Origin of the sequence: Streptoalloteichus hindustanus (genome assembly GCF_900129375.1) — a bacterium.
GTDB lineage: Bacteria > Actinomycetota > Actinomycetes > Mycobacteriales > Pseudonocardiaceae > Streptoalloteichus > Streptoalloteichus hindustanus.
In genome coordinates this window covers 211,972-235,850 of the sequence record NZ_FQVN01000008.1, presented here as the reverse complement: position 1 = coordinate 235,850, position 23,879 = coordinate 211,972, and the positions used below count along the sequence as shown (strand labels likewise).

The window sequence follows — 23,879 nt, the reverse complement described above, 5'->3', positions numbered from 1 at the left end:
GTCCGCCGGCTCCACGTGGCGCAACGCCCGAGGTGGGCGACGTCTTCCCAGCCGACCGGAGCGCCTCGCCACCCGCCCGGTGCCTCCCGTCACACGGGCCAGGTCGCCGGCGCCGTCCGGCAGGGGGTGGGGACAGCCCCACCCCGGGGCCGGCAGTGAGCACGATGTTGTCCACTCCCTCCGACCGGGGATGCTTACCCGGTCAGCACACGAATGGGGAGGACCACGGGGGTCATGACCGACACCACAGCACCGACGGAGCGAAGCGCGTCCAGTCGACCGAGCGCGCTCGCGGCCCTCGCCTATCTGCTGCTCAGCTTTCCGATCGGTGTGTTCTGGTTCTGCCTGCTGCTGCCGCTGATCGTCCTGAGCGCGGGAACGACGATCGTCTGGGTGGGCGTGCCCCTGTTCGCCATGACCATGGTCGTCTGGCGGGGCGGGGCCCAGTTCGAGCGGCTGCGCCTGCGCGGCGTGGGGCTGGACGTCCCGTCCCCGTACCGACCGCTGCCGTCGGGCGGCCTGTTCGTCAGGACGCGGGCCCTGATGGCCGACCCGGCGACCTGGCGCGACCTCGCCTACCTGGTGTTGCTGTTCCCGCTGAGCATCATCGAGTTCGTCCTCGTCGTCGCGCTGTGGGCGATGTCGCTGGGCTTCCTGACCCTGCCGGTGTGGTTCCGGTTCCTGCCCGACGGCACGGCCACACTCTTCTACTTCGGGGAGAGCGTCGGCGCGGTGTTCGTCGACTCGACGGCGGAGGCGCTGCCGTGGTCCGTGTTCGGCGCGGCGATGCTGCTGCTCACCGTCTACCTCGGGCGCAAGGTGGCCACGGGGCACCGGTCCCTCGCCCACTCGCTGCTGCGGCCGACGAAGGCCGCCGAGCTCGCCGCGAGGGCTGAGCACCTGCAGACCAGCCGGGCGCGGGGCGTGGACGCCGCGGAGGCGGAGCGCCGGCGCATCGAGCGGGACCTGCACGACGGCGCCCAGCAGCGGCTGGTGGCGTTGGCGATGGACCTGGGCCGGGCCAAGGCGAAGCTGGACAAGGACCCGGGCGGCGCTCGGGAGCTCATCGAGGAGGCGCACGTCGAGGCGAAGCAGGCCATCGCCGAGCTGCGCGACCTGGCCCGCGGCATCTACCCGGCGGTGCTCGCCGACCGGGGACTGGACGCGGCGCTGTCCGCGCTGGCCGCACGCTGCCCGGTGCCCGTGCACGTCACGGTCGAGCTGCCGCAGCGGCCGCCGGCCGCGGTGGAGAGCATCGCGTACTTCACGGTGGCCGAGGCGCTGACGAACGTGGCGAAGTACGCCGAGGCGACGACCGCCGCGATCACGGTGCTGGGCGCGACCAACAAGGTCTACGTGGAGATCTTCGACGACGGGCGGGGCGGGGCGACGGCGCGGCCGGGAGGGGGGCTCGCCGGGCTGGCGGACCGGGCTGCGACGATTGACGGCGTCGTGACCGTGGACAGCCCGCCGGGCGGGCCGACCAAGATCCGTGCGGAGCTGCCTTGCGTGTGGTGATCGCAGAGGATTCCGTCCTGCTGCGGGCTGGCGTCGAGAGACTGCTGGCCGACGAGGGGATCGAGACCGTCGCCGCTGTCGGCGACGGTCCCGGTCTGTTGACGGCCCTGGACGAGCACCGTCCCGACCTGGCGATCGTCGACGTGCGGATGCCGCCGACGTTCCGGGACGAGGGCCTGCGCGCGGCCCTGGAGGCGCGGAAGCGGTTCCCTGGCACGTCGGTCCTGGTGCTGTCGCAGTACGTGGAGGAGCACTACGCCATCGAGCTGATCGGCTCCGGCGCGGCGGGGGTGGGCTACCTGCTCAAGGAGCGGGTGGCCGACGTGGCGGACTTCGTCGACGCCGTGCAGCGGGTGGCCGACGGGGGCACGTCGATCGACCCCGAGGTGATCTCGCAGCTGCTCGGGCGGCGGCGCAACCCGCTGGACGCGCTGACCCCGCGCGAGCTGGAGGTCCTCGGGCTGATGGCGGAGGGTCGCTCGAACACGGCCATCGCCCGGGGCCTGGTCGTCTCGGACGGCGCGGTGGAGAAGCACATCGGCAACATCTTCGCCAAGCTGAACCTGGAGCCGACCTCGGACGAGCACCGCCGGGTGCGGGCCGTCCTCACCTACCTCAGCCACAGCTGACGTCTCCGGGCTTCCTCAGGTCAGCCCCCACCCGCCCTGGGGGGCGAGCCCTGCTCCAGCCTATCCACCCCACACCCGGCGTGAAAGCACCTCACGCTGGGCTGTGGACAACTGGGCTGCCTGTGGACAACTCGTCCCCCGTCCTGGGCCCGGCAAGACCGAAGGCGCCCGCCGCGCCCCGTCCCGTGGTCCGGCCCACTCGTCCCTGAGACCGACCCCTAGCCCGATCGCGCGTCTCGGGGTGGGGCTACCTCCACCATCCGCCCCCAGGCAGGCTCACCAGCGGAAACGGGCGCTGGCGGGCGTGTTTCCGGATCACTTTCCGGACAGGGTTGTCCACGTGCAGACCCTGCCCCGCGAAGCGCTCGCCGCGAACCCACCGACCCGGACGACAGCCCCCGTCGGCACCGCCCGCGACCCGCTGGTCGACGTCCTCCGCACCGGAGCGCTGGCCCTCGTGGTCATCCAGCACTGGCTGCTGCCGGTGCTCGCCTTCGACGGGACCGAGCTGATCGCGGGCAACGCGCTGAGCAGCCCCGGGTGGTGGGCCGTGACCTGGGTGACCCAGGTGATGCCCCTCGTCTTCTTCGCAGGCGGCGCGGCGAACGCCATCTCCTACCGCCGGCACCGGGCCAGGGGCGGGCAGGCCTCGGAGTGGCTGGCCCGCCGGGTGCGGCGGCTCGCCCTGCCGGTGCTGCCGCTGGCCGCGGTCTGGGTGCCCCTCCCCCACCTGCTGCTGACGCTCGGCGCGCCGGAGCAGCCGGTCCGGCTGGCCGCCGGCATCGTCCCGCAGCTGCTGTGGTTCCTGGTCGCCTACCTGGGCGCGGTCGCGCTCACCCCGCTGGCGGTGCGCTGGCACGACCAGTCGGGCCTGTCGGTGCTCGCCGTCCTCGCCGGCGGCGCGCTGCTGGTCGACGGCGTGCAGTTCGGCCTGTTCGGGGACCTGCCGCCCGAGCTCGCGTTCGTCAACGTGCTGCTGGTGTGGGGTGCGGTCCACCAGGTCGGCATCGCCTACGGCTCCCGGCGCACGCCGCTCACGCCGACCGCGTGGCAGGGTCTGCTGCTCTGCGTGACGGGGTACGGCCTGTTGGCGCTGATGGTGGCCTTCGGCCCCTACCCGACGAGCATGATCGGGCTGCCCGGCGCCGCCACGTCCAACATGGCCCCGCCCACCGCCTGCCTGCTCGCGCTGACCGCCGGCCAGCTCGGCCTGGTCGCCCTCGTCCGCCCGCTGCTGCTCCGGCTCACCGCCCGCCGGCCGGTGGCCGCCGCGCTCCGCTGGGCCGCGCCCCGCATGATGACCGTCTACCTGTGGCACATGACGGCGCTGACCGCGGTGGCCGGCGTGCTCGTCCTCGGGATCGGCGTCGCCACTCCCGCCCCGGGCAGCCCCGGCTGGCTGGCGGGGCTCCTGCCGTGGGTCGCGCTGCTGGCCCTCACGCTGCGCCCGCTGCTCGCCCTGTTCACGAGGTTCGAGCGGGAGCGGCCGTTCCGACCGGAGCACCGGGTGTGGCCGGTCGCCGCGGGCACCGCGCTGGTCGCCGCCGGCCTGCTCGGCCTGACCGCGGGCGGGTTCGCCCCGGCGACCGCGCCCGGCCTCACCGCGGAGCTGGTCGAGGGCCCCCTGGTGTGGGTGGCCGCCGTCGTCGGCGGGGTGGCGCTGGTCGGGCGGCGCGGCGGGGGCCGGGCGTGATCAGCGCCGGCCCTTGGCCGCCCGCCCGACCGCCTTGGCCATGTACCGCTGGGCGTCCCGCTTCGCCAGGTCCTGCCGCTTGTCGTAGGACTTCTTGCCCTTCGCCAGCGCCAGCTCGACCTTGACCTTGCCGTCCTTGAAGTACAGGGACAGCGGTACCAGGCTCAGCCCGGACTCCTTGGTCTTGCCGATCAGCCGCAGGATCTCGTTGCGGTGCAGCAGGAGCTTGCGGTTGCGCCGGGGCTCGTGGTTGGTCCACGTGCCCTGGTCGTACTCCGGGATGTGCACGCCACGCAGCCACACCTCGCCGTCGTCGACGGTGGCGAAGGCGTCGACCAGGGAGGCGCGGCCGGCGCGCAGGCTCTTCACCTCGGTGCCGACCAGCACGAGGCCGGCCTCGTAGGTGTCCAGCACCGCGTAGTCGTGACGCGCCTTGCGGTTCGTCACGATCACCTTGTGCCCGCGTTCCCTGACCATGCCACCGACTCTACGTGCTTCGACCAGCGGTTTTCATCCTGACGCGCGGCTCAGAGCCGCACGTAGAGGCGCAGCGTGACGTAACCGGTGATCGCCGAGACGACGGTCGCGACGAGGACCAGGATCGGCGACACGTAGGCCACGTCGGCCATGCCCAGCTTCGGCACGATCCCCGCCTGGATGGGCGACTCCAGCACCTTGTCCAGGAAGGTCGCCTTGCCCAGGAACAGCATGCCGACGGCGACCAGGGCGCCGATGAGCCCGGCGACCACGGCCTCGATGAGGAACGGCAGCTGGGTGTACCAGCGCGTCGCCCCCACCAACCGCATGATGCCGACCTCCGTCCGCCGCGTGAACGCGGAGAGCTGGATCGTGTTGGAGATCAGCAACAACGCGGCCAGCGCCTGGAACAGGGCGATCACGAAGGTCGCGTTGCGCACGCCGGTGAGCACGTTGAACAGGCGCTTGAGGAACTCGCCCTGGTCGACGACGCGCTGCACGCCCGGCTTGCCGCTGAACTCCTGGTTGATGGCGTTGAAGCGCTGCGGGTCCTTCAGCTTAATCCGGAACGAGGAGGGCAGGGCCTCCGGCCGGGCCAGCTCGACCAGCTCGGGGTTGCCCTCGAAGATCCGCTTGAACCGGTCGAAGGCCGCGTCCCGGCTCTCGAACGCGACCGCCTCGACGTTCGAGTTGGCCTGCAGCGCCCGCTGGAGCCCGGCGCACGGGTCCTTGCTGCACGTCTTGTCGGTCGCGCTGACGTCGTTGTTGAGGTAGACCGACACCTCGACCTTGTCCCGGTAGCGGTCGTCCATCTTGTCGATCAGCCGGACGACGAGCAGGCCACCGCCGAGCAGGCCGAGCGAGATCGCGGTCGTCAGGATCATCGCGATGGTCATCGTCACGTTCCGGCGCAGACCGGTGATGACCTCGCTGAACACGAAACTGGCGCGCATCGGGGGAGGGTTCCTCAGAGATCGGGGGCGGGGGAGCTCGCGGACCTCGGCGTCAGCGGCCGACGCCGTAGACGCCGCGGCTGTCGTCGCGGGTGACCTTGCCGAGCTGCAGCTCGACCACGCGGCGGCGCATCGAGTCGACGATGGAGTGGTCGTGGGTGGCCATCAGCACCGTCGTGCCGGTGCGGTTGATCCGCTCCAGCAGCAGCATGATGTCCTGGCTGGTGTCGGGGTCCAGGTTGCCGGTCGGCTCGTCGGCCAGCAGCACCAGCGGCCGGTTGACGAACGCGCGGGCGATGGCCACCCGCTGCTGCTCGCCACCGGAGAGCTCGTGCGGCATGCGGTCCGCCTTGCCCTCCAGGCCGACCAGCTCCAGCACCTCGGGCACCACCTTGCGGATGGTGGGCCGGGGCTTGCCGATCACCTCCAGGGCGAACGCCACGTTCTCGGCGACCGTCTTGTTCTGCAGGAGCCGGAAGTCCTGGAACACGCAGCCGATGCGCTGGCGCAGCTTCGGCACGCGCCGACGCGGCAGCTTGGCCACGTCCCAGTCGGCGACCTCGACGACGCCCTTGGTGGGCACCTCCTCGCGCAGCAGCAGGCGCAGGAACGTGGACTTGCCGGACCCGGACGGACCGATCAAGAACACGAACTCGCCCTTGTCGATCCGCACGGAGACGTCCTGCAACGCGGGCCTGGTCGAGGTCTTGTAGACCTTGGTGACGTGTTCGAGCCGGATCACGAGGCGCGAGTCTACCTGCGACCAAACGGAGGACCCCGCCTCGCCCACCCGAGTCAAGCCGACAGGGCGGATGTCATCACCCTGTGACCACTTCGCCGCACGCGACCGGTCACCGCTCCGTACCCGTCCGTGACCAAACCACTGACTGAGTGAACGGAGCGTGACCGGTCACGCGCGGTGGATCAGGGTCAGGACTGGCCCTGGAGCTGCCGCCGCCAGCGGATGCCGGCCTCGAGGAAGGTGTCGATGTCGCCGTCGAGCACCGCGGTGGGGTTGCCCACCTCGTGCTCGGTGCGCAGGTCCTTGACCATCTGGTACGGGTGCAGCACGTAGGAGCGCATCTGGTTGCCCCAGCTCGACCCGCCGTCGCCCTTCAGGGCGTCGATCTTGGCCTGCTCCTCCTGCCGCTGCCGCTCCAGCAGCTTGGCCTGCAGCACCGCCATGGCGGTCGCCTTGTTCTGCAGCTGCGAGCGCTCGTTCTGGCAGGACACCACGATGCCGGTCGGGATGTGCGTGATGCGCACCGCCGAGTCGGTGGTGTTCACGCCCTGGCCGCCGGGGCCCGAGGAGCGGTAGACGTCGATCCGCAGTTCCTTCTCGTCGATGTCGACGCGGTCGGACTGCTCGACGACCGGGATCACCTCGACGCCGGCGAACGAGGTCTGCCGGCGGCCCTGGTTGTCGAAGGGCGAGATGCGCACGAGCCGGTGGGTGCCCTGCTCGACGGACAGGGTGCCGTAGGCGTAGGGCGCCTTGATCCGGAAGGTGGCCGACTTGATGCCGGCCTCCTCGGCGTAGGAGGTGTCGTAGACCTCCACCGCGTACCCGTGCCGCTCGGCCCAGCGCAGGTACATGCGCATGAGCATCTCGGCGAAGTCGGCGGCGTCGACGCCACCCGCCTCCGCGCGGAGCGTGACGAGTGCCTCCCGCTCGTCGTACTCGCCGGAGAGGAGGGTGCGCACCTCGAGCGAGGAGATCTCGTCGCGGAGCTTGGCCTGCTCGGCGTCGGCCTCCGCGACCATGTCGGCGTCGCCCTCGGCCTCGGCGAGCTCGTACATGACCTCCAGGTCGTCGAGGCGCTGCCGGAGGTCGGTCACCCGGCGCAGCTCGCCCTGCTTGTGGGAGAGCCGGCTGGTGACCTTCTGCGCGTTCTCCTGGTCGTCCCACAGGTCGGGGCGGGCGGCCTCGGCCTCCAGCGCCTCGACGTCAGCGGCCAGCTTCGCGAGGTCCATCACCGCCTCGACGCTGGTCAGCGTGGCGGAGAGGTCCTTGATGGCAGCGGCGACGTCCGGGTTCACAACACTCAAGGGTACGTGAGTCGCGCCAACTCCGACCGGGGGATGGCGGCACCGACCGGCGCGGCCGCGCCCGAGGTCCGCCTCCGCCGACACCCGCCACGCGCCCGTCCGTCCCCGGGGGCCTCCCCATCTCCGAGACAGCCCCCACCCGCCCTGGGGGGCGAGCCCCGCTCCAGCCTACCGCCGATCAAGCGCCCGGCCACGCGACCGCTCGTCGCCTGTGGAGGAAATCGGGTGACTGTGGATGAACACAGATGAACACAGCCAAGCCCAGACAGACACAGACGAGTGCGGCCCGAGACGCACAAGCACAGTCGAGCCAGAGGCAGCCACAGCAACCCCGTTCGACCGCGCCCGCGAACAGACACCGCGCAGACACCAGGGACGTCCACCGCAGCGACACGACCGGCCGAAGACGACACCGCACCGACCACGTGACCGGCGGCGCCCGCAGAAGAAAGACGGTCAGCGGGCAGAGCGAACAACCGACCGCCGGCTCAGGCGACTGAACCGGAAATCGCCGACCGGCCACTGACCGACGTGGACAGCCGCCCCGCGAACACTGTCAAAGAGCGCCGAAACGCTGCCATCAGCGGCCGGGAAAAGCACCGCTGGCATCGCGGGAGGCAATCAGGACCGACGAAGCACGCCCCGCCAGTCCTGAACACGACCCAGCCGCTGTCCGCGAATCCTCCACGAGCGACACTCCGGTAACCCCGGGAAAGCCTGCGCGACAGCCAGTCCCGAGCCGTGGACCGGCCTCACGCACACTGTCGCGGTGCGACACAGCCACACAACAACACGGCGCAGCACAGTGACATGACACGAGCGACATGACACGAGTGAGACGACCCGAGCGACACGACGCGGCGGCGCGGCACCGACGGTGCCGGACGAACCGACACCACGGTCGAACCGCCGCCGCGCGCACGGCAGGGCAAGTCGCCGTGGAACAGCGATCCGGAGAGCGACGCGGAGCGAGCCCGGTGGCCGCCCCGCGCCCCGGGCTCACTTGCTGACGGCGTCCAGGAGCTTCAGCACCGCGCGGATGTGCGCCACGGTGAAGTCCGCCGCCGCCTTGGCGTACGGGTCCTCCAGCGCCTTGGCCGCGGCCTTCGCCTCGTCCAGCTTGGCGGTGTAGGCGGCGCGGGCGGAGTCCACCAGCGCGACGCGCTGCTTCGGGCTGAGGCTGCCGGCGTGCACCAGCCGCAGGATGAGCGGGCTGCGGAGCTGGTCGGGGCCCGGCTCGGCGGCCAGCCAGTTCTTGAAGGCGCGCTTGCCAGCCGCGGTGATCACGTACTGCTGGCTGGAGCGCGGGCCCTGCTTGCCCAGGCGGAGCAGGCCGGCGTCGGCCAGCGCGGGCAGCTCGCGGTACACCTGGCTGCGGGTGACGCTGAAGAAGCCGCCGAACCGCTCGGTGGCCGCGGCAACGAGTTGCCCGCCCGTCATCGGACCTTCGTGCAGCAGGCCCAGCAGGGCCGCGGCGGTGGCGTTCAGCGTGTTCGGCTCGGTCACGTTTCCCACGGTGCCACGGCTTTCCTCGGCTGTCCACAGTGGTCGGCCGGTGTGTCCACAGTGGTTGGACGAGGTTGCGCCAACCGGCGGACCGGACACCCACGTTCGTCGGCCACCACTTGTCGCATACGGTGTGTGCCCAACTGAAAGCGCTCCGCGTCCACCGGCGCCGGCCCCCCGCTGGTCATCGGTGGCCGCGGCGTCCCGGGAGGACGGGGCGGAGGCGTCGGCGCGGCCGTGGCCGGACGGGCCGGCTTTCCCCCCGATCGGCCCTACCCGCGGACGCGGACTGTGACATTAACCTCACCGGGTGATTCTGCGGGCCGGCCCGACGTGCGGGGCTTTCCGGCTGGTAGACGACCCGCCGTGACGGACCGTGGAGGTGGCGGACGTGGCCGGTTTCCTGCTGCGCCGACTGGCCAACTACGTCGTGCTGTGTCTGGTAGCGACCTTCCTCGCCTTCACCCTGGCGTCGCTGACCTTCGACCCGCTGGCGAAGCTGAACGAGCGGAACCCGCCGCCGCCGGCGAGCACGATCGAGGCCAAGCGCCGGGACCTGCGCCTGGACGAGCCGGTGCCGCAGCGCTTCGTCATCTGGATGTCCGGTGTGGTGCGGGGCGACTTCGGCTCCACCGTCACCGACCAGCCGATCAGCGCCGAGCTGGGCCGGCGCGTGGGCGTGAGCCTGCGGCTGTTCCTGCTCGGCACGATCCTCGGGGTCTCGCTCGGGGTGGTGGTCGGCGTGGTGAGCGCGGTCCGGCAGTACCGGTTCAGCGACTACTTCGCGACCCTGTTCTCGTTCCTCGTCCTGTCCACACCGGTCTTCCTGGTCGGCACGCTGCTGAAGTTCGGGGCGTTGCGGCTCAACGAGACAGTCGGCGTGACAGTCCTGTACTTCACCGGCGAGACGGACCCGAGCTTCCAGGGCGGCTGGATCGCCGCCCTGCTGGACCGACTGCGACATCTCGTGCTGCCGACACTGGCCATCGCGCTGCACCAGATCGCCTACTACAGCCGCTACCAACGCAGCGCGATGCTGGACGTGCTGGGCAGTGACTTCCTCCGCACCGCGCAGGCTAAGGGCCTGACACGGCGCAAGGCGTTGTTCAAGCACGGCCTGCGCACCGCGCTGATCCCGATGGCCACCCTGTTCGCGTTCGGCTTCGGCCTGCTGGTCACCGGCGGCGTGTTCACCGAGCGCATCTTCAGCTGGTTCGGCATGGGCGACTGGCTCGTGTACGGGGTGGAGCAACAGGACACCAACATCGTCGCCACGGTCACCCTGTTCGTCGCGGTGCTGGTGCTGGTCTCCGGCTGGCTGTCCGACGTGCTCTACGCCGCGCTGGACCCGCGCGTCCGCGTGTGAGGGGGGAGGGACCATGTCCGTGACGCTCAAGGACACCGACTCCGCGGGAACGTCCGGGGCGGCGGCCGGCGGCCCGGTCGACGCCGCGGTCGAACCGGGCCGGACGCTCACCCGGGGCCGGCTGGTCCTGCGCCGGTTCCTGCGCAACCGGCTGGCGCTGGTGGGGATGGTCGCGATCGCGTCGCTCTACGCGATGGCCTTCCTGTCCCCGTTGTTCGCGCCGTGGGACCACCAGCAGCAGGACTACACGGCCTTCCTGCGGCCGCCGGGCGGGAACCACTGGTTCGGCACCACGCAGATCGGCGAGGACGTCTTCGCGCAGACCATGCGCGGCCTGCAGAAGTCGCTGACCATCGGCCTGCTCGTCGGCGTGATCTCCACGGCGCTGGCCTCCCTGGTGGGGGCGACGGCCGGGTACTTCGGCGGCTGGGTGGACCGGATTCTCATGTGGCTGGTCGACCTGCTGCTCGTGCTGCCGTCGTTCCTGATCATCTCGATCGCCAGCCCCGCCTTCCGCGGCAAGTCGTGGCTGCTGTTCGTGGTGCTGCTCGCCCTGTTCGGCTGGATGATCACCGCGCGCATCGTCCGCGGCATGACGATGACGTTGAAGGAGCGCGAGTTCGTGAAGGCGGCGCGGTTCATGGGCCAGTCGCCGCTGCGGATCATCCTGCGGCACATCGTGCCCAACATGGCGTCCCTGCTCATCATCGACGCCACCGTCAACGTGGGCGCCGCGGTGCTGGCCGAGACGGGGCTGAGCTACTTCGGCTTCGGCGTGCAGCCCCCGGACGTCTCGCTGGGCACGCTGATCGCGACCGGCACCCGCGCCGCGTTCACGTTCCCGTGGATGTTCCTGTTCGCCGGCGGCTTCCTCGTCCTGACGGTGCTGTCCGTGAACTGGGTGGGCGACGGCCTGCGGGACGCCCTCGACCCCACGTCGACCAGGGCGCGGCGGCGGGAGCCGAGGAGGCGACGCGCCGGGGCCACGGCCTCCGCCGCGCCGTCCGCCGCTCCGGCCACCACCTCGTCCGCCAAGCCGTCCACCACGCCGTCCGACCGTCCACAGAGCACCGACGGGAGCGCCGGATGACCGCCGCCGACACCCTTCTCGACCCCAGCCCGTCGGACGCCGACGGTCCCGTGCTGGCGGTCAGCGACCTCACGGTCTCCTTCCCGAGCGAGGCCGGCAGGGTGCGGGCCGTGCGCGGCCTGAGCTACGAGGTGCGCGCCGGCGAGGTGCTCGGCGTCGTGGGCGAGTCCGGCTCCGGCAAGTCGGTGTCCTCGATGGCGGTGATGGGCCTGCTGCCGCCGACGGCCCGCGTCTCTGGCTCGATCCGGTTCCGGGGCAGGGAGTTGCTCGGGCTGTCCGACGTGGAGCTGTCCCGCGTCCGCGGGGACCGGGTGGCCATGGTGTTCCAGGACCCGCTGTCCGCGCTCACCCCGGTCTTCCCGGTGGGCGAGCAGATCGCGGAGGCCGTGCTGGTGCACGCCGGGGGGCGGGTCTCCCGGAGCGCGGCGGCCCGGCGCGCGGTCGAGTTGTTGGACCTGGTGGGGATTCCGCACGCCGCGGAGCGCGCCAAGGCGTTCCCGCACGAGTTCTCCGGCGGGATGCGGCAGCGGGTGGTGATCGCGATGGCGATCGCCAACGACCCCGACCTGATCATCGCCGACGAGCCGACGACCGCGCTGGACGTCACCGTGCAGGCGCAGGTGCTGGAGGTGCTCAAGACCGCGCAGGAGGTCACCGGCGCCGCGATCGTGCTCATCACGCACGACCTGGGCGTCGTGGCCGGCTTCGCGGACCGGTTGATGGTCATGTACGCAGGCAGGGCGGTGGAGACCGGCCCGGTCGACGAGATCTACCGGCGCCCCCGCATGCCCTACACCCTCGGCCTGCTCGGCGCGCTGCCCCGGCTGGACGCCGAGGGGAAGCAGCCGCTGGTGCCGATCGAGGGCCAGCCGCCGTCGTTGGTGGACCTGCCGCCGGGCTGTCCGTTCGCGCCCCGGTGTCCCATGGCGGTTCCGGAGTGCCTGACGGAGGAGCCGGCGTTGCTCGCCGTGCCCGACGTCGGTTCCGACGCCGCCACCACCGGAACGCCGCACCACGCCGCCTGCGTGCGGGTCGGGGAGATCGCGAGGGTCGACGCCGCTCCGGAGGACGTCTACGAGGTCGAGGCCGAGGTGCCCGAGCCCGAGGTGGCCCGGGTCCCGCGCGCCGAGCGCGCGACGGTGCTCGACGTGCGCGAGCTGGTCAGGCACTACCCGGTCACCAAGGGCACCGTGTTCCGGCGCCGCGTGGGCACGGTCCGCGCCGTGGACGGCATCACCTTCGACATCCGCGAGGGCGAGACGCTGGGCCTGGTCGGCGAGTCCGGCTGCGGCAAGACCACCACGTTGATGGAGATCCTCGGTCTGGCGGCGCCGACGGGCGGGTCGGTCGCCGTGCTCGGCAAGGATGTGTCCACTTTGGACAGACGGGGCCGGAAGGCGGTGCGCAGGGACCTCCAGGTGGTGTTCCAGGACCCGATGGCCTCGCTGGACCCGAGGATGCCGGTCGGCGACATCCTGGCCGAGCCGATGCGGGTGCACGGCGAGGACCGGCAGCGGATCGCCCGCCGCGTGCCGGAGTTGCTGCGGCTGGTCGGGCTGCGGCCGGAGCACGCCGACCGCTACCCCGCCGAGTTCTCCGGCGGGCAGCGCCAGCGGATCGGGATCGCGCGGGCGCTCGCGCTGGAGCCCCGGCTCGTCGTGCTGGACGAGCCGGTGTCCGCGTTGGACGTCTCCGTCCAGGCCGGCGTCATCAACCTGCTCGACGAGCTCAAGGCCAAGCTCGGGCTCGCCTACCTGTTCGTCGCGCACGACCTGTCGGTGGTGCGGCACATCGCCGACCGGGTGGCCGTGATGTACCTGGGCCGCATCGTCGAGATCGGCGCGGTGGACGCGGTCTTCGAGACCCCGGGCCACCCCTACACCCAGGCCCTGCTGTCCGCGATCCCCATCCCGGACCCGGAGAAGGAGCGGCGGCGGGAGCGGATCATCCTCGCCGGCGACCTGCCCAGCCCGGCGAACCCGCCGTCGGGCTGCCGCTTCCGCACCCGGTGCTTCCTGCACGCGACGCTGACCGACGAGGACAGGCGCCGGTGCGTCGAGGTGGACCCGGCGCTGGAGCGGCAGGGCGACCGGGCCGGCGGCGCCGAACGGGACCCCGGGGCCGGCGGCGCCGACCACGAGGTCGCCTGTCACTTCACGACCGTCCGCCGGGTGGTCTGAACGGGTAATGATCTCGCAACCTCCTGCCGGGCCGACGGCGCGCGCCTAGGTTGGCGCCGCAGTGGTCCGCGGGGCGGGGACACCCCGCGGGCCCGTCTGGAGAGGGAGGTTCGGACAGGTGAGTCGAGCACGACGTGGCCTCGTCCAGGTGCTCATCCCGGTGACGGCGGTCGTCCTGGCGTTGTCGGGGTGCTCCGGGGGCTCCGGCGGCGGCACCGACATCAAGGGGGCGGGGGAACAGACCAGCGGCGTCAACGACGTCAACGCGAAGGACGCCGCCTCGCTCAGGAACGGCGGGGACCTGCGGTGGCCGCTGGACCGGCTGCCCAGCAACTTCAACCGCAACCACGTGGACGGGACCGACGGCTACGCCAAGCGCGTCATGGACGCGTTGATGCCGCACGCGTTCCGGGCGAAGGCCGACAACAGCGTCGCGGTGGACACCAACTACTTCGAGTCGATCGAGCTGACGTCGAAGGACCCGCAGGTGGTCACCTACCGCATCAACCCGAAGGCGAGCTGGGACGACGGCACGCCGATCACGTGGAAGGACCTCGCGGCGCAGGCGATGACGCTCGCGGGCCGCAAGGACGCCTTCCGGGTGGGGAGCAGCTCCGGCTACCAGGAGGTCGAGAAGGTCGAGAAGGGGGCGAACGACCGGGAGGCGCTGGTCACCTTCCGCTCGCGGTACGGCGAGTGGCGGGCGTTGTTCACCGACCTGTACCCGAAGTCGACCAACGAGGACCCCGAGGTCTTCAACCGGGGTTGGGTGGACCGGCCCCAGCTGACCGCCGGGCCGTTCCGGGTGGAGTCGGTCGACCGGGTCGCCAAGACGATGGTCCTCGTCCGCAACGACCGGTGGTGGGGCGCGCGGCCCCGGCTGGACCGGATCGTGTTCCGCGCCGTCGACCGGGGAGCGCTGCCGGACGCGCTGGCCAACAAGGAGATCGACTTCTACGAGATCGGGTCGAACGTCGACCTGTTCCAGCGGGCGAAGACGATCCCGGACGTCCAGATCCGGCAGGCCCTGCAACCGAAGTACAACGTGACGTTGTTCAACGGCGCCCAGGGCGCCGTGCTGGCCGACCCCGCGCTGCGGGTCGCCGTGCAGCACGGCATCAACCGCGAGGTCGTGACCAGGGCGATGCTCGGGCAGATCCAGCCGGCGGCCAAACCCCTGGGCAACCACGTCTTCGCGGACGGCACGCGGAACTACCGCGACAACTCCGGCGCGGCGTCCTTCGACCCCGAACGGGCGCGCAGGGAGCTCGACGGGCTGGGATGGAGGCTGGAGGGCGACGTGCGGCGCAAGGACGGCAGGGAGCTCGCCGTCCGGTTCGTGATGTCGGCCAACGTCCCGTTCAACGAGCAGGTGTCCAAGCTCTACCAGGACCAGCTCCGGCAGATCGGGGTGAAGCTGGTGATCCAGCCGGTGCCCAGCTCGGAGTTCATGAAGAACCACCTGGCGGTCGGGGACTTCGACATCGCGCCGATCGCCTGGGAGTCGTCGCCGTTCCCGATCGACGGCAACGCCGCCGTCTACCGGCTGAAGCCGGACTCGGTCCAGCAGAACTACGGCCGCGTCGGCAACGACACGATCAACGGCCTGTTCGACGAGGCGGGCGCGGAGCTCGACGACGCCCGGCGCGCGGACCTGGCCAACCGGATCGACGAGGAGGTCTGGAAGATCGGCCACAGCGTGCCGCTGTACCAGGTCCCGGACGCCGTCGCGGCCAGGAGCGCGCTGGCCAACGTCGGCGCGTTCGGGTTCGCCGACCGGGACTACGCGGCGATGGGCTTCACCGGCTGACCAACCGCCGTGCTCCGCTGATCGGGTCCGGGCGCTCCGCCGCCCGGGCCCGATTCTTTCGTTGACCGCCGATTCCGGTGTTCGCCGGAACGCGCGCGCCAGGGCGGTGCTTGCCCAGAAAAGCACCCGCGGAAACCGCGACACGACCAAGCGTTACGTCGCCGTGCTCTGAACCACACCGCTCCTCTCCTAGAGTGACGCGGACCACTCGCACCGAAATACCGGGCGGGGAAACCGAGGAAAGGGGACGACGCGTGAGCCGAGCACGACACCGCTGGGCCAGGCTCGCCGCTCCGCTCGTCGCGGCCGCCTTACTGGCGAGCGCCTGCGGCGGCGGGGGCGGCGAGGGCGGCGGACAGCCCCAGCAGGCCGGCAAGAACGACATCAACCCCCGGCCCGCCTCCGAGCTGAAGGACGGCGGGGAGCTGAAGCTGGCCGTCAACGGCTTCCCGGTCACCTTCAACTACCTGCACGTCAACGGCAGCGAGGCCGACATCTTCGAGGTCGTCACCGCGTTCATGCCGACCCCGATCCACTACCAGGCCGACGGTTCGGCGATCGAGAACAAGGACTACCTGGAGTCGATGGAGCTGACCTCCAAGGACCCCCAGGTCGTGACGTTCCGGCTCAACCCCAAGGGCCGGTGGTCCGACGGCACGCCGATCACCTGGGCGGACTACCGGTCCCAGTGGCAGGCGATGAACAAGTCGAACGACGCCTACCTGATCTCGGCGGCCAACGGGTACGACGCCATCGGCGGCGTCGACCGCGGTCGGGACGACTTCGAGGTGAAGTTCACCTTCGCCAAGAAGTTCGCCGACTGGAAGGGGATCTACGAAATCCTCTACCCGCAGTCGATGACGAGTGATCCGGCCGCGTTCAACACGGGGTGGAAGGAGCGGCCGCTGGTGACCGGCGGACCGTTCAAGGTGGTCGAGGTGAACTCGGGAGCCAAGACGGTGTCCGTCGCCCGCGACGAGACCTGGTGGGGCGAGAAGCCGAAGCTCGACCGCATCGTCTTCCGGACCGTCCCGAACGACACGCAGATCGACGCGCTGGCCAACGGCGAGCTGGACGTCGTCGACATCGCCGACGACCTGAACGCCTACCAGCGGGCCACCACCCTGCCCTCCATCGAGCTGCGTCGCGCCCTCGCGCCCAACTTCCGGCACATCACCTTCAACGGCTCCAAGGGCGCGCTCCTGGAGGACGTCGAGCTGCGGTTGGCGCTGCAGAAGGCGATCGACCGCAAGGTGATGACGAACGCGCTGGTCGGGCAGATCTCGCCCGGCGCCCAGCCCCTCAACAACCACATCTACGTCCAGGGCCTGAAGAACTACAAGGACAACTCGGGTCCGGTGTCCTACGACCCCGAGGCGGCCAAGCGGAAGCTCGACGAGCTGGGCTGGAAGCTGGAGGGCGACGTCCGCCGCAGGAACGGCAGGGAACTGAAGCTGCGCAACCTGATCCCGGCCAACAAGACCAGCAGTGAGCAGGAGGCCAAGCTCGTGCAGCAGCAGCTCGGCCAGATCGGCGTGAAGGTCGAGATCACCCCGGTACCCCTCGGCGACTTCTTCGAGAAGCACGTCAAGACGGGCAACTTCGACCTCACCCACTTCGCGTGGATCGGCACGCCGTTCCCGGCCAGCTCCAAGGGGTCGATCTACAAGACCCAGGAGCAGATGCAGCAGAACTACGGCCGGGTCGGGAACGAGGCGATCAACAAGCTGTTCGAGGAGGCCAACGCCGAGCTCGACGAGCAGAAGGCCGCGGACCTGGCGAACCGGCTGGACGAGGAGATCTGGAAGACCGGCCACTCGCTGACCACCTACCAGCGGCCGGACGTCGTGGGGGTCCGCAAGGGCCTGGCGAACATCGGGGCCTACGGCTTCCAGCGGCCCAACCCGTACACGAAGATCGGCTACGTCAAGGGCTGAGCCGGGGTCGGGGCGGGCCCACCGAGCGGCCCGCCCCGCTCCGCTCCGCCGGCACGGGAGGCGACGAGGTGACCACGACGAGGCTCGGGGCCGACTCCCTGTGGCGGGTGCGCGCCGTCCGCCACCACGCGTACGCCACGGCGCTCGTCCTGGGCGTGTGCCTGGTCGTGGCCCTCCTCTCCCTGCTGGCCTTCACCGACGCCCGGGCCGAGGTCCGACCGCTGACCGCCAGGGCGATGGGCGAGGTCGTGCGGTCCGGGAGCGACTCCGTGGACGTCACCTGGCGATCGCCGGACGGCGAGGAGCGCACGGTCTCGGTGCGCCTCGCCATCGCCCCGCCACCCGCGGGAACCCGCGCCGAGGTGGCCTACGACCCCCATACCCCCGAGCACGCCGTCGTCCCCGGCGCGGAGGTGCTCGCCAGCATGGATCGCGGTGCGAGCGGTCTGGCCTTCACCGCCGTGGTCTGCCTCGGCGTCCTCGTCGTGGGGGTCTTCCGGCTGGCCACCCGCACGCGACTCCGACGGCGGTCCCCCCGGCGGGCGGTCGTCCGCCGGGTCCGGGTGCAGCAGGGCCTGATGGCGCGGTCGTGGTTGGAGACCGAGTCCGAGCCCCAGCGGTGGATCCCGGTCTGCTTCGACCCGGCGCTGGTCACGATGCCCTCCCCCACCGAGGTCAGCCTGCTCGGGGACCCCCTGCGGGACCGGCTCGTCGCGGCCCGCGTCGGCGACGCCCTCCTCCTGCCGTCCGGCCCGGTGACCGCCCGCGAGCCCCGTGGGCGGCGGTCGGACTTCCCGTCCAGGCCGGACGACGACGCGACGGCGCGGGCGGCCGGCGCCGCCCGGTTCACCCGACAGCTCCGGGTGGACGCCGCGCTCGTCGTCCCCGCGCCCCTCATCGGCCTGTTCTGGGCGTACCTCGACGGCGGTGGCGTCGTGGTGTGGGCCGCGGCGAGCGCCGTGAGCGCGGCAGTCGGCCTGTGGTGGGCCAGCCTGCGCGGCGCCGACCCCAGCTAGGCGGGCGGGCCAACCGGGCGGCCGGGCCGCGCCTCGGCGTAGCCCCGTCGGAGTGACGGACTCAGCCATCCGTGGCGCGAACGAGCGTCCCCCACACGTCCGGGCTAACTTCGGCCAGCCGGGTGACGCCCCTCCCCCGGCAATTGCCACTGCGTGTGGTGCCCACCGCGCCCTCCCCTCCCGCTACCAGGTGCAATCCCACCGCCCAGCCCGGTGTTCTCCCCGACTGGGACTGGCTCGACTGCTCCGATCGCGTCAACCTCAAGCCGTCAGTGCTTTCCCTCACACGACGGCAGGCGCGAGTCGGGAGGTTGACATGCAGGTCAGGTGGTTGCAGGACAAGGTGCAGAGCAAGCTCCACGACAGGATGCAGAAGAAGTGGGTGGCCCGGACCCGGGCCTGGGTGTCCGGGGCGCCCCAGGGCGACGTCGGCGCGGCGGACCGGTGCATGGTGTGCGGCAAGCAGCTCCGGCGGCACCGCACGGTCGCCGGCGAGGGCCGGGTGTGCTCGCCCGAGTGCGCGCTCGCATGGGCGGAGACGCTGGAGAGCTGACGAAACGGCCGGTCACGCGAACTGTGTCGACTGTCGAGGACGAAGACGGGAAAACCACGAGAACCCGGCGAAACAGCGGAAACGAAGAGACCCCCACCGATTACCGGTGAGGGTCTCTTCGTACTTGGTAGCGGGGACAGGATTCGAACCTGCGACCTCTGGGTTATGAGCCCAGCGAGCTACCGAGCTGCTCCACCCCGCGCTGACAAGAGATACCTTACGTGCTGGTGTCCGCGAAGTGCAAATCAGGTAGCCGCCAGACGGTGTGACCTCGACCTCACCTCGACGGGGACGGGGTGGGCGAGGGCGCCGGCGAGGTCGCCGACCCGGCCTGCTGCCGGGCCTGCTCGAACCGCTTGCTCGCCTCGTCCAGCTCCTTGTACGCCTGGCCCAGCGCGCCGAAGTCGCCCGACTGCTGCGCCTTGCGGACCTTCTCCAGCGCCGACGAGATGTCCTGCGCCGCCTTGCCCAGCTCCGGGCTCATCTGCTGCCCGCCAGGGGGCTGGGTGGAGGAGGTCGGCGACTGGGTCGTGCTCTGCTGCCCCTGCTGCCCCTGCTGGCCCTGCTGCCCCGGGTTGGTCGTGGACGACCCGGCGCCCGCGCCGAACACCTGCTCCAGCGCCTCGGACAGGGTGGCCGCGTAGCCGACCTTGCCGCCGAAGCTCACCAGCACCCTGGCGAGCTGCGGGAAGGACGACGTCTGCTGGCTGCGTTCGATGTAGACCGGCTCCACGTAGAGCAGGCCGCCGCCGACCGGCAACGTCAGCAGGTTGCCGTACTGCACCCGGGTCTGCTGCTGCCGGAGCAGGTTCAGCTCGCTGGAGACGTTCGACGACGACACGAACTGCGTCTGCACCTGCTGTGGACCCTTGGTCTGGGTGTCCGACGGGAGCTGCAGCACCGTGATCCGCCCGTAGTTCTCCGGATCGGAGCTGACGGTCACGTAGGCGGACATGAACTCCCGCCGCAGGCTGACCAGCGCGCTGGTCAGCTGGAACTCGACCTTGCCGCTCTTCGGGTTGCCCGCGAGCACGTAGTACGGCGGCTGCTGCGCCGGCTGCTGGCCCTGCCCGTCCACGGTCGGGTCCGACGGCACGTCCCAGAAGGACACCGTCGAGTAGAACTCCTTCGGGTTCGACACGTGGTACTTGGAGAGCAGCTCACGCTGGACCTTGAACAGGTCCTCCGGGTAGCGGAAGTGCGAGCGCAGCGAGTTCGAGATCTCGCTGGCCGGCTTCACCACGCCGGGGAAGACACCCATCCACGCCTTCAGCACCGGGTCCCGCTCGTCCACCGCGTACATCGAGACCGAGCCGTCGTACGCGTCCACGACGGCCTTCACCGAGTTGCGGATGTAGCTGATCTTGCGGTTCGGCTGCTTCCGCACGCCGGCGAGCGTGTCGGTGGTGGCCTCGCCCAGCGGGGTCCGCTGCGCGTACGGGTAGTTGTCCAGCGTGGTGTAGCCGTCGACGATCCAGACGATGCGCCCGTCGACCACGGCCGGGTAGGGGTCGCCGTCCACGGTCAGCCACGGCGCGATCTTGTTCACCCGGTCCCGGGGGTCCCGCTGGAAGATGATCTTCGAGTTGTCCCCGATCGCGTCGGAGAACAGCAGGTTCCGCTCGCCGTAGGAGGCGGCGAAGGCCAACCGGTTGAACCAACCACCGATCGGCACGCCGCCCTTGCCGGTGTAGGTGTAGCTGGTCTTCTCCGTGTCGTACTCCCGCGACGCCTCGCCCTGCTGGGCGCCGACGATCGCGTAGTCGGTGACCAGCTCGCCGTAGTACACGCGGGGCTGCTCGACCTTGATGTCGCCCTGGCTGATCGGGTTGTCCTTGTTCTCGGTCAGCTCGCTGACCGAGAAGACGGGGTAGCCGCCCTCGCCGCCGGCGTCCTTGAGCGCGGAGTTCACCGTGTTCGCCGGCGCGGCGACGAAGCCGTTGCCGTGCGTGTAGACGAGGTGCCGGTTGATCCAGTCCCGCTGGTTCTCGGCGAGCCCGCCGGTGTTGATCTCACGGGCGGCGACGATGTAGTCCTGCGTCTTCCCGTTGACCGTGTACCGGTCGATGTCCAGCTTCGCCGGGAAGCCGTAGAAGTTCTTGCGCTGCTGGAGCTGGGTGAACGTCTGCGACAGCGCGTTGGGGTCGAGCAGCCGCACGTTCGGGACGGTGACCTTGTCGTCCCTGACCTCGGCCAGGGAGACGTCGGACTTGCCCGCGTAGGGCTCGTAGGTCACCTTGTCCTCGGTCAGCCCGAACGCCTGCCGGGTGGCGGCGATGTTGCGCTCGATCGACGCCGCCTCCTTCTCGTTGGCGTTCGGCTTGACCGAGAACTGCTCCAGCACGGCCGGCCATGCCGCGCCCACGAGGATGCTGGACAGCAGGAGCAGCACCGCGGCGATCGCCGGGAGCTGCAGGTTCCGCAGGAACGCGCCGACGAAGAAGGCGATCGCGCAGAACACCGCGATGCACAGCAGGATCAGCTTCGCCGGCAGCACCGCGTGCAGGTCGGTGTAGCTGGCGCCGGTGAACCGGTCGCTGCGGCCCGAGCTCAGCAGCTCGTAGCGGTCCAGGAAGTACGCCACGGCCTTGAGCAGCACGAACACGCCGGCGAGGATGGCCAGTTGGACCCTGGCCGGCATCGCGAGCTGGCCGCTGCCCCGGCTGCCGAAGCGGATGCCCCCGAACAGGTAGTGGGCGATCAGCGCACCGAAGAAGGACACCGCGACGGTCACGAACGCCCACGACAGCAGCCAGCGGTAGAACGGGAGCTGGAACGCGTAGAACCCGATGTCGTGGCCGAACTCCGGGTCGGTGACGCCGAAGTCGGTGGCGTTGAGGAAGAGCTGGGTGATCTGCCACTCGCCCTGCGCCGCGACGGCGGCGATCAGGCCGACCACCAGCGGCACGCCGATGCCGAGCAGCCGCAGCCGGGACACCACGAACGACCGGTACCGCGACACCGGGTCGTCCGGCCCGGTCACCGGCACGAACACCGGGCGCGAGCGGTAGGCGATCGCCAGGTTGAGCGCCACCAGGCCGCCCACCAGCAGGCCGACCGCGACGAACACGGCGACCCTGGTGAAGACCATCGTGCCGAACACCGAGCGGTAGCCGACCTCACCGAACCACAGCCAGTCGACGTAGGTGTCCAGCAGGCGTGACCCGCTGACCAGGCCGAGCAACAGCAGGGCGCCGATCACGAGCAGGATCCGGTTGCGCTTGGACAACCTCGGCAGTCCGACCGGGGGCCGCATGGCCACGGGGCACGCTCCTGGGTCGCGTTCTGGGGCGGGCAGCGAACGGGCGCGCGCCGAGCGCGGCGCCCCGTCCGCAATGTCCAACTCTAGAGAGGCGTTCCCGGTTCCCCGACCGCCCCGTCACCTGTCGATCGGTGCAACGATGGGGCATGGCCTCCCTCCCGTCGCCAGACGACCTGTCCGCCGCCCTGCCGAGCGCCGTCCGAGAGGTGGAGGACTTCGTCTCCACCTCGGGCTGGGACCAGGCGCCGCAACTGTTCGCCCTGGTCTCGACCGCCGACCTGCTGGCGCGCCAACCGGGTCTCGCCGACCAGCTCGACCCGGACGCGCCGCTGACCCCGATCGCCCAGGACCCGCTGCCCGAGGGCGACCTCGGCGAGTCCCTGGCCAAGATCGAGTGGCCGGACATCGTCGCCGGCTGCGCCCTGTCCCAGGAGATCGTGGTGCTGCCGCCGGAGGCGGAGGCCGAGATCGCCGAGGCCGACTCCGACCTGGGACGCATCCAGCAGCTGGCCGCCGAGCACCCGCAGCGGCAGGAGGCCCGGCTGGTGGCGGCGGTGCTGCGCAACGGCGCCGGCGCGTGCGTGCTGCGGGTCCGGGGTGGCGGCGACGAGCCCGACCAGCTCATCGAACGCCCCGACCTGGCGCCGAACCTGGTCTCCGCCCTCTACGAGACCCTGTCGTAGTCCGGGTCGCGGTCCGGCGTCGTCACCCGGCTCCCGCCAGGCCCCGACCACGAGCGCCCGATACCCGACGCCCGGCACCGGGCCGGTCCCCGGCGCCGGGCGTCGGCGTGTCAGCAGCCCGGGACGTCGCGGCCGTTCTGCAGGTCCTGCAACACCTTCACCGCGTCGGCGAGCGTGGCGACCTTGACCAGCCGCAGGCCCTCCGGCGTCCGGCTCCGCGCCTCCGCGCAGTTGGCCGCGGGGGTGAGGAACACGTCGGCGCCGGCCTCCTTGGCGGCGACCATCTTGAACGGGATACCGCCGATCGCGCTGACGTTGCCCTGCGCGTCGATCTCGCCGGTGCCGGCGATCGATCGACCGCCGGTGAGCTCGCCCGGCGTCAGCTTGTCGACGATGGCCAGCGCGAGCATCAGGCCGGCCGAGGGGCCGCCCACGGCCTGCAGGCCGATCTTGATCTGGAAGGGCACGTCCGGCCGGTCGACCGGGACCACGCCGAGCAGGCCCTCCTCGCGGTCGTCGGCCTTGCCGAGGGTGACCTGGGCGGTGTGCCTCGGCTGCTCGCCGCGCTGGAACACGACCTGGGCCTGCTGGCCGGGGCGGGTGCCCTTCAACGCCGCCTTGACCTCGTCGGCCTTGGCCACCTTCTGGCCGTTGACCTCGAACAGCCGGTCCCCCGGCTCGATCGTGCCGTCGGCGGCGCCGCCCTTGACAATCTCGCCGGCCAGCACCTTGGTCGGGTAGTTGAGGTAGCGCAGGGCGGCCACCTCGGCGCTGCTCTGCGACTCGCGGAACGCCCTGCTGTTCTCCTGGTCGACGTCCTTGCCGGACTTGCCCGGCGGGTAGAACTCCTCGCGGGGCGCCAGGGCGTACCGGCCGCTGGCCCACAGCCCCATCGCGCCGAACAACGAGACGTCGTCGGTCACCGAGACCGTGACCATGGTCAGCCGGCCGCCGGTCTGCTGGGCCGGCTCGCCCTCCAACCGCACCACGTCGGTCCCGCCGTACTGGCCGAGCGTGTCGTAGGTGGGTCCGGGGCCGAGGGCGACGTAGGGCACCCGGACGAACCCGCCGAGCAGGCCGATCGCCGCGACGAGCGCGAAACTGAGCACCAGGGTCCAGGTACGACGACTCACGGTCCGAAAGCCTACGGGCCAACC

Annotated in this window: 18 protein-coding genes and 1 tRNA gene; 11 read left to right on the top strand and 8 right to left on the bottom strand. The window is 71.1% G+C overall.

From position 1 onward, the window contains the following. Positions 1-234: 234 nt before the first annotated feature. The 3 genes from BUE43_RS24310 to BUE43_RS24300 all read left to right on the top strand — a co-directional run bounded on the left by BUE43_RS24310 (position 235) and on the right by BUE43_RS24300 (position 3,840). Entirely contained in the window at positions 235-1,518 is a 1,284-nt protein-coding gene (locus BUE43_RS24310; protein ID WP_073487268.1) for a sensor histidine kinase, read from the top strand. Further along, on the top strand, positions 1,506-2,147 hold the full coding sequence (locus BUE43_RS24305; protein ID WP_073487266.1) for a response regulator: 642 nt from the start codon (positions 1,506-1,508) through the stop codon (positions 2,145-2,147). The genes BUE43_RS24310 and BUE43_RS24305 overlap by 13 nt, the downstream gene beginning before the upstream one ends. 340 nt (positions 2,148-2,487) lie before the next feature. Beyond that, positions 2,488-3,840 (top strand): acyltransferase family protein, encoded by a 1,353-nt coding sequence (locus BUE43_RS24300; protein WP_234995887.1) that lies wholly within the window; start codon positions 2,488-2,490, stop codon positions 3,838-3,840. On the opposite strand, the gene smpB is transcribed toward BUE43_RS24300, so the two are convergent. From smpB to BUE43_RS24275, 5 genes are all read right to left on the bottom strand, one after another. After that, entirely contained in the window at positions 3,841-4,317 is a 477-nt protein-coding gene (smpB, locus tag BUE43_RS24295; protein ID WP_073487264.1) for an SsrA-binding protein SmpB, read from the bottom strand. A gap of 50 nt (positions 4,318-4,367) precedes the next feature. Continuing rightward, a complete protein-coding gene (ftsX, locus tag BUE43_RS24290; RefSeq protein WP_073487262.1) occupies positions 4,368-5,270 on the bottom strand; it encodes a permease-like cell division protein FtsX in 903 nt (300 codons plus the stop codon). 52 nt (positions 5,271-5,322) lie between these two features. Next, positions 5,323-6,012, bottom strand: coding sequence for a cell division ATP-binding protein FtsE (gene ftsE, locus BUE43_RS24285; protein ID WP_073487260.1), 690 nt, complete (start codon positions 6,010-6,012; stop codon positions 5,323-5,325). Between the two features lie 188 nt (positions 6,013-6,200). Then, entirely contained in the window at positions 6,201-7,310 is a 1,110-nt protein-coding gene (prfB, locus tag BUE43_RS24280; RefSeq protein WP_200797660.1) for a peptide chain release factor 2, read from the bottom strand. 1,008 nt (positions 7,311-8,318) lie between these two features. Further along, the gene (locus BUE43_RS24275) at positions 8,319-8,759 is read right to left on the bottom strand and encodes a PadR family transcriptional regulator (RefSeq protein WP_234995900.1); all 441 of its coding nucleotides are present in this window, start codon (positions 8,757-8,759) and stop codon (positions 8,319-8,321) included. 457 nt (positions 8,760-9,216) lie between these two features. Here BUE43_RS24275 and BUE43_RS24270 point away from each other — a divergent pair, with 457 nt between their 5' ends. The 7 genes from BUE43_RS24270 to BUE43_RS24240 all read left to right on the top strand — a co-directional run bounded on the left by BUE43_RS24270 (position 9,217) and on the right by BUE43_RS24240 (position 18,777). Continuing rightward, positions 9,217-10,191: an ABC transporter permease gene (locus BUE43_RS24270; RefSeq protein ID WP_073487500.1), complete on the top strand. Its 975-nt coding sequence runs from the start codon at positions 9,217-9,219 to the stop codon at positions 10,189-10,191. A 13-nt stretch (positions 10,192-10,204) separates the two neighbouring features. After that, positions 10,205-11,281 carry an ABC transporter permease gene (locus tag BUE43_RS24265; RefSeq protein WP_073487256.1) on the top strand — a complete coding sequence of 359 codons (1,077 nt, stop codon included), beginning with the start codon at positions 10,205-10,207 and terminating at the stop codon, positions 11,279-11,281. Further along, a complete protein-coding gene (locus BUE43_RS24260) occupies positions 11,278-13,461 on the top strand; it encodes an ABC transporter ATP-binding protein (RefSeq protein WP_073487253.1) in 2,184 nt (727 codons plus the stop codon). Before BUE43_RS24265 ends, BUE43_RS24260 begins: the two co-directional genes overlap by 4 nt. Before the next feature lie 118 nt (positions 13,462-13,579). Further along, on the top strand, positions 13,580-15,271 hold the full coding sequence (locus tag BUE43_RS24255) for an ABC transporter family substrate-binding protein (RefSeq protein WP_073487251.1): 1,692 nt from the start codon (positions 13,580-13,582) through the stop codon (positions 15,269-15,271). Between the two features lie 254 nt (positions 15,272-15,525). Further along, a complete protein-coding gene (locus tag BUE43_RS24250) occupies positions 15,526-17,208 on the top strand; it encodes an ABC transporter family substrate-binding protein (RefSeq protein WP_073487248.1) in 1,683 nt (560 codons plus the stop codon). A 68-nt stretch (positions 17,209-17,276) separates the two neighbouring features. Continuing rightward, positions 17,277-18,224, top strand: a complete 948-nt coding sequence (locus BUE43_RS32955) for a DUF3592 domain-containing protein (RefSeq protein ID WP_083960095.1) — start codon at positions 17,277-17,279, stop codon at positions 18,222-18,224. A 316-nt stretch (positions 18,225-18,540) separates the two neighbouring features. Continuing rightward, positions 18,541-18,777, top strand: a complete 237-nt coding sequence (locus tag BUE43_RS24240) for a hypothetical protein (protein ID WP_234995886.1) — start codon at positions 18,541-18,543, stop codon at positions 18,775-18,777. A gap of 125 nt (positions 18,778-18,902) precedes the next feature. Here the strand turns inward: BUE43_RS24240 and BUE43_RS24235 are convergent. Further along, positions 18,903-18,979 (bottom strand) — tRNA-Met (locus BUE43_RS24235). A 75-nt stretch (positions 18,980-19,054) separates the two neighbouring features. Then, entirely contained in the window at positions 19,055-22,033 is a 2,979-nt protein-coding gene (locus BUE43_RS24230) for a UPF0182 family protein (RefSeq protein ID WP_083960121.1), read from the bottom strand. 152 nt (positions 22,034-22,185) lie between these two features. Here BUE43_RS24230 and BUE43_RS24225 point away from each other — a divergent pair, with 152 nt between their 5' ends. After that, on the top strand, positions 22,186-22,722 hold the full coding sequence (locus tag BUE43_RS24225; RefSeq protein ID WP_073487243.1) for a PPA1309 family protein: 537 nt from the start codon (positions 22,186-22,188) through the stop codon (positions 22,720-22,722). Between the two features lie 110 nt (positions 22,723-22,832). On the opposite strand, the gene BUE43_RS24220 is transcribed toward BUE43_RS24225, so the two are convergent. Beyond that, the gene (locus tag BUE43_RS24220) at positions 22,833-23,855 is read right to left on the bottom strand and encodes a YlbL family protein (RefSeq protein ID WP_073487240.1); all 1,023 of its coding nucleotides are present in this window, start codon (positions 23,853-23,855) and stop codon (positions 22,833-22,835) included. Positions 23,856-23,879 lie beyond the last annotated feature (24 nt).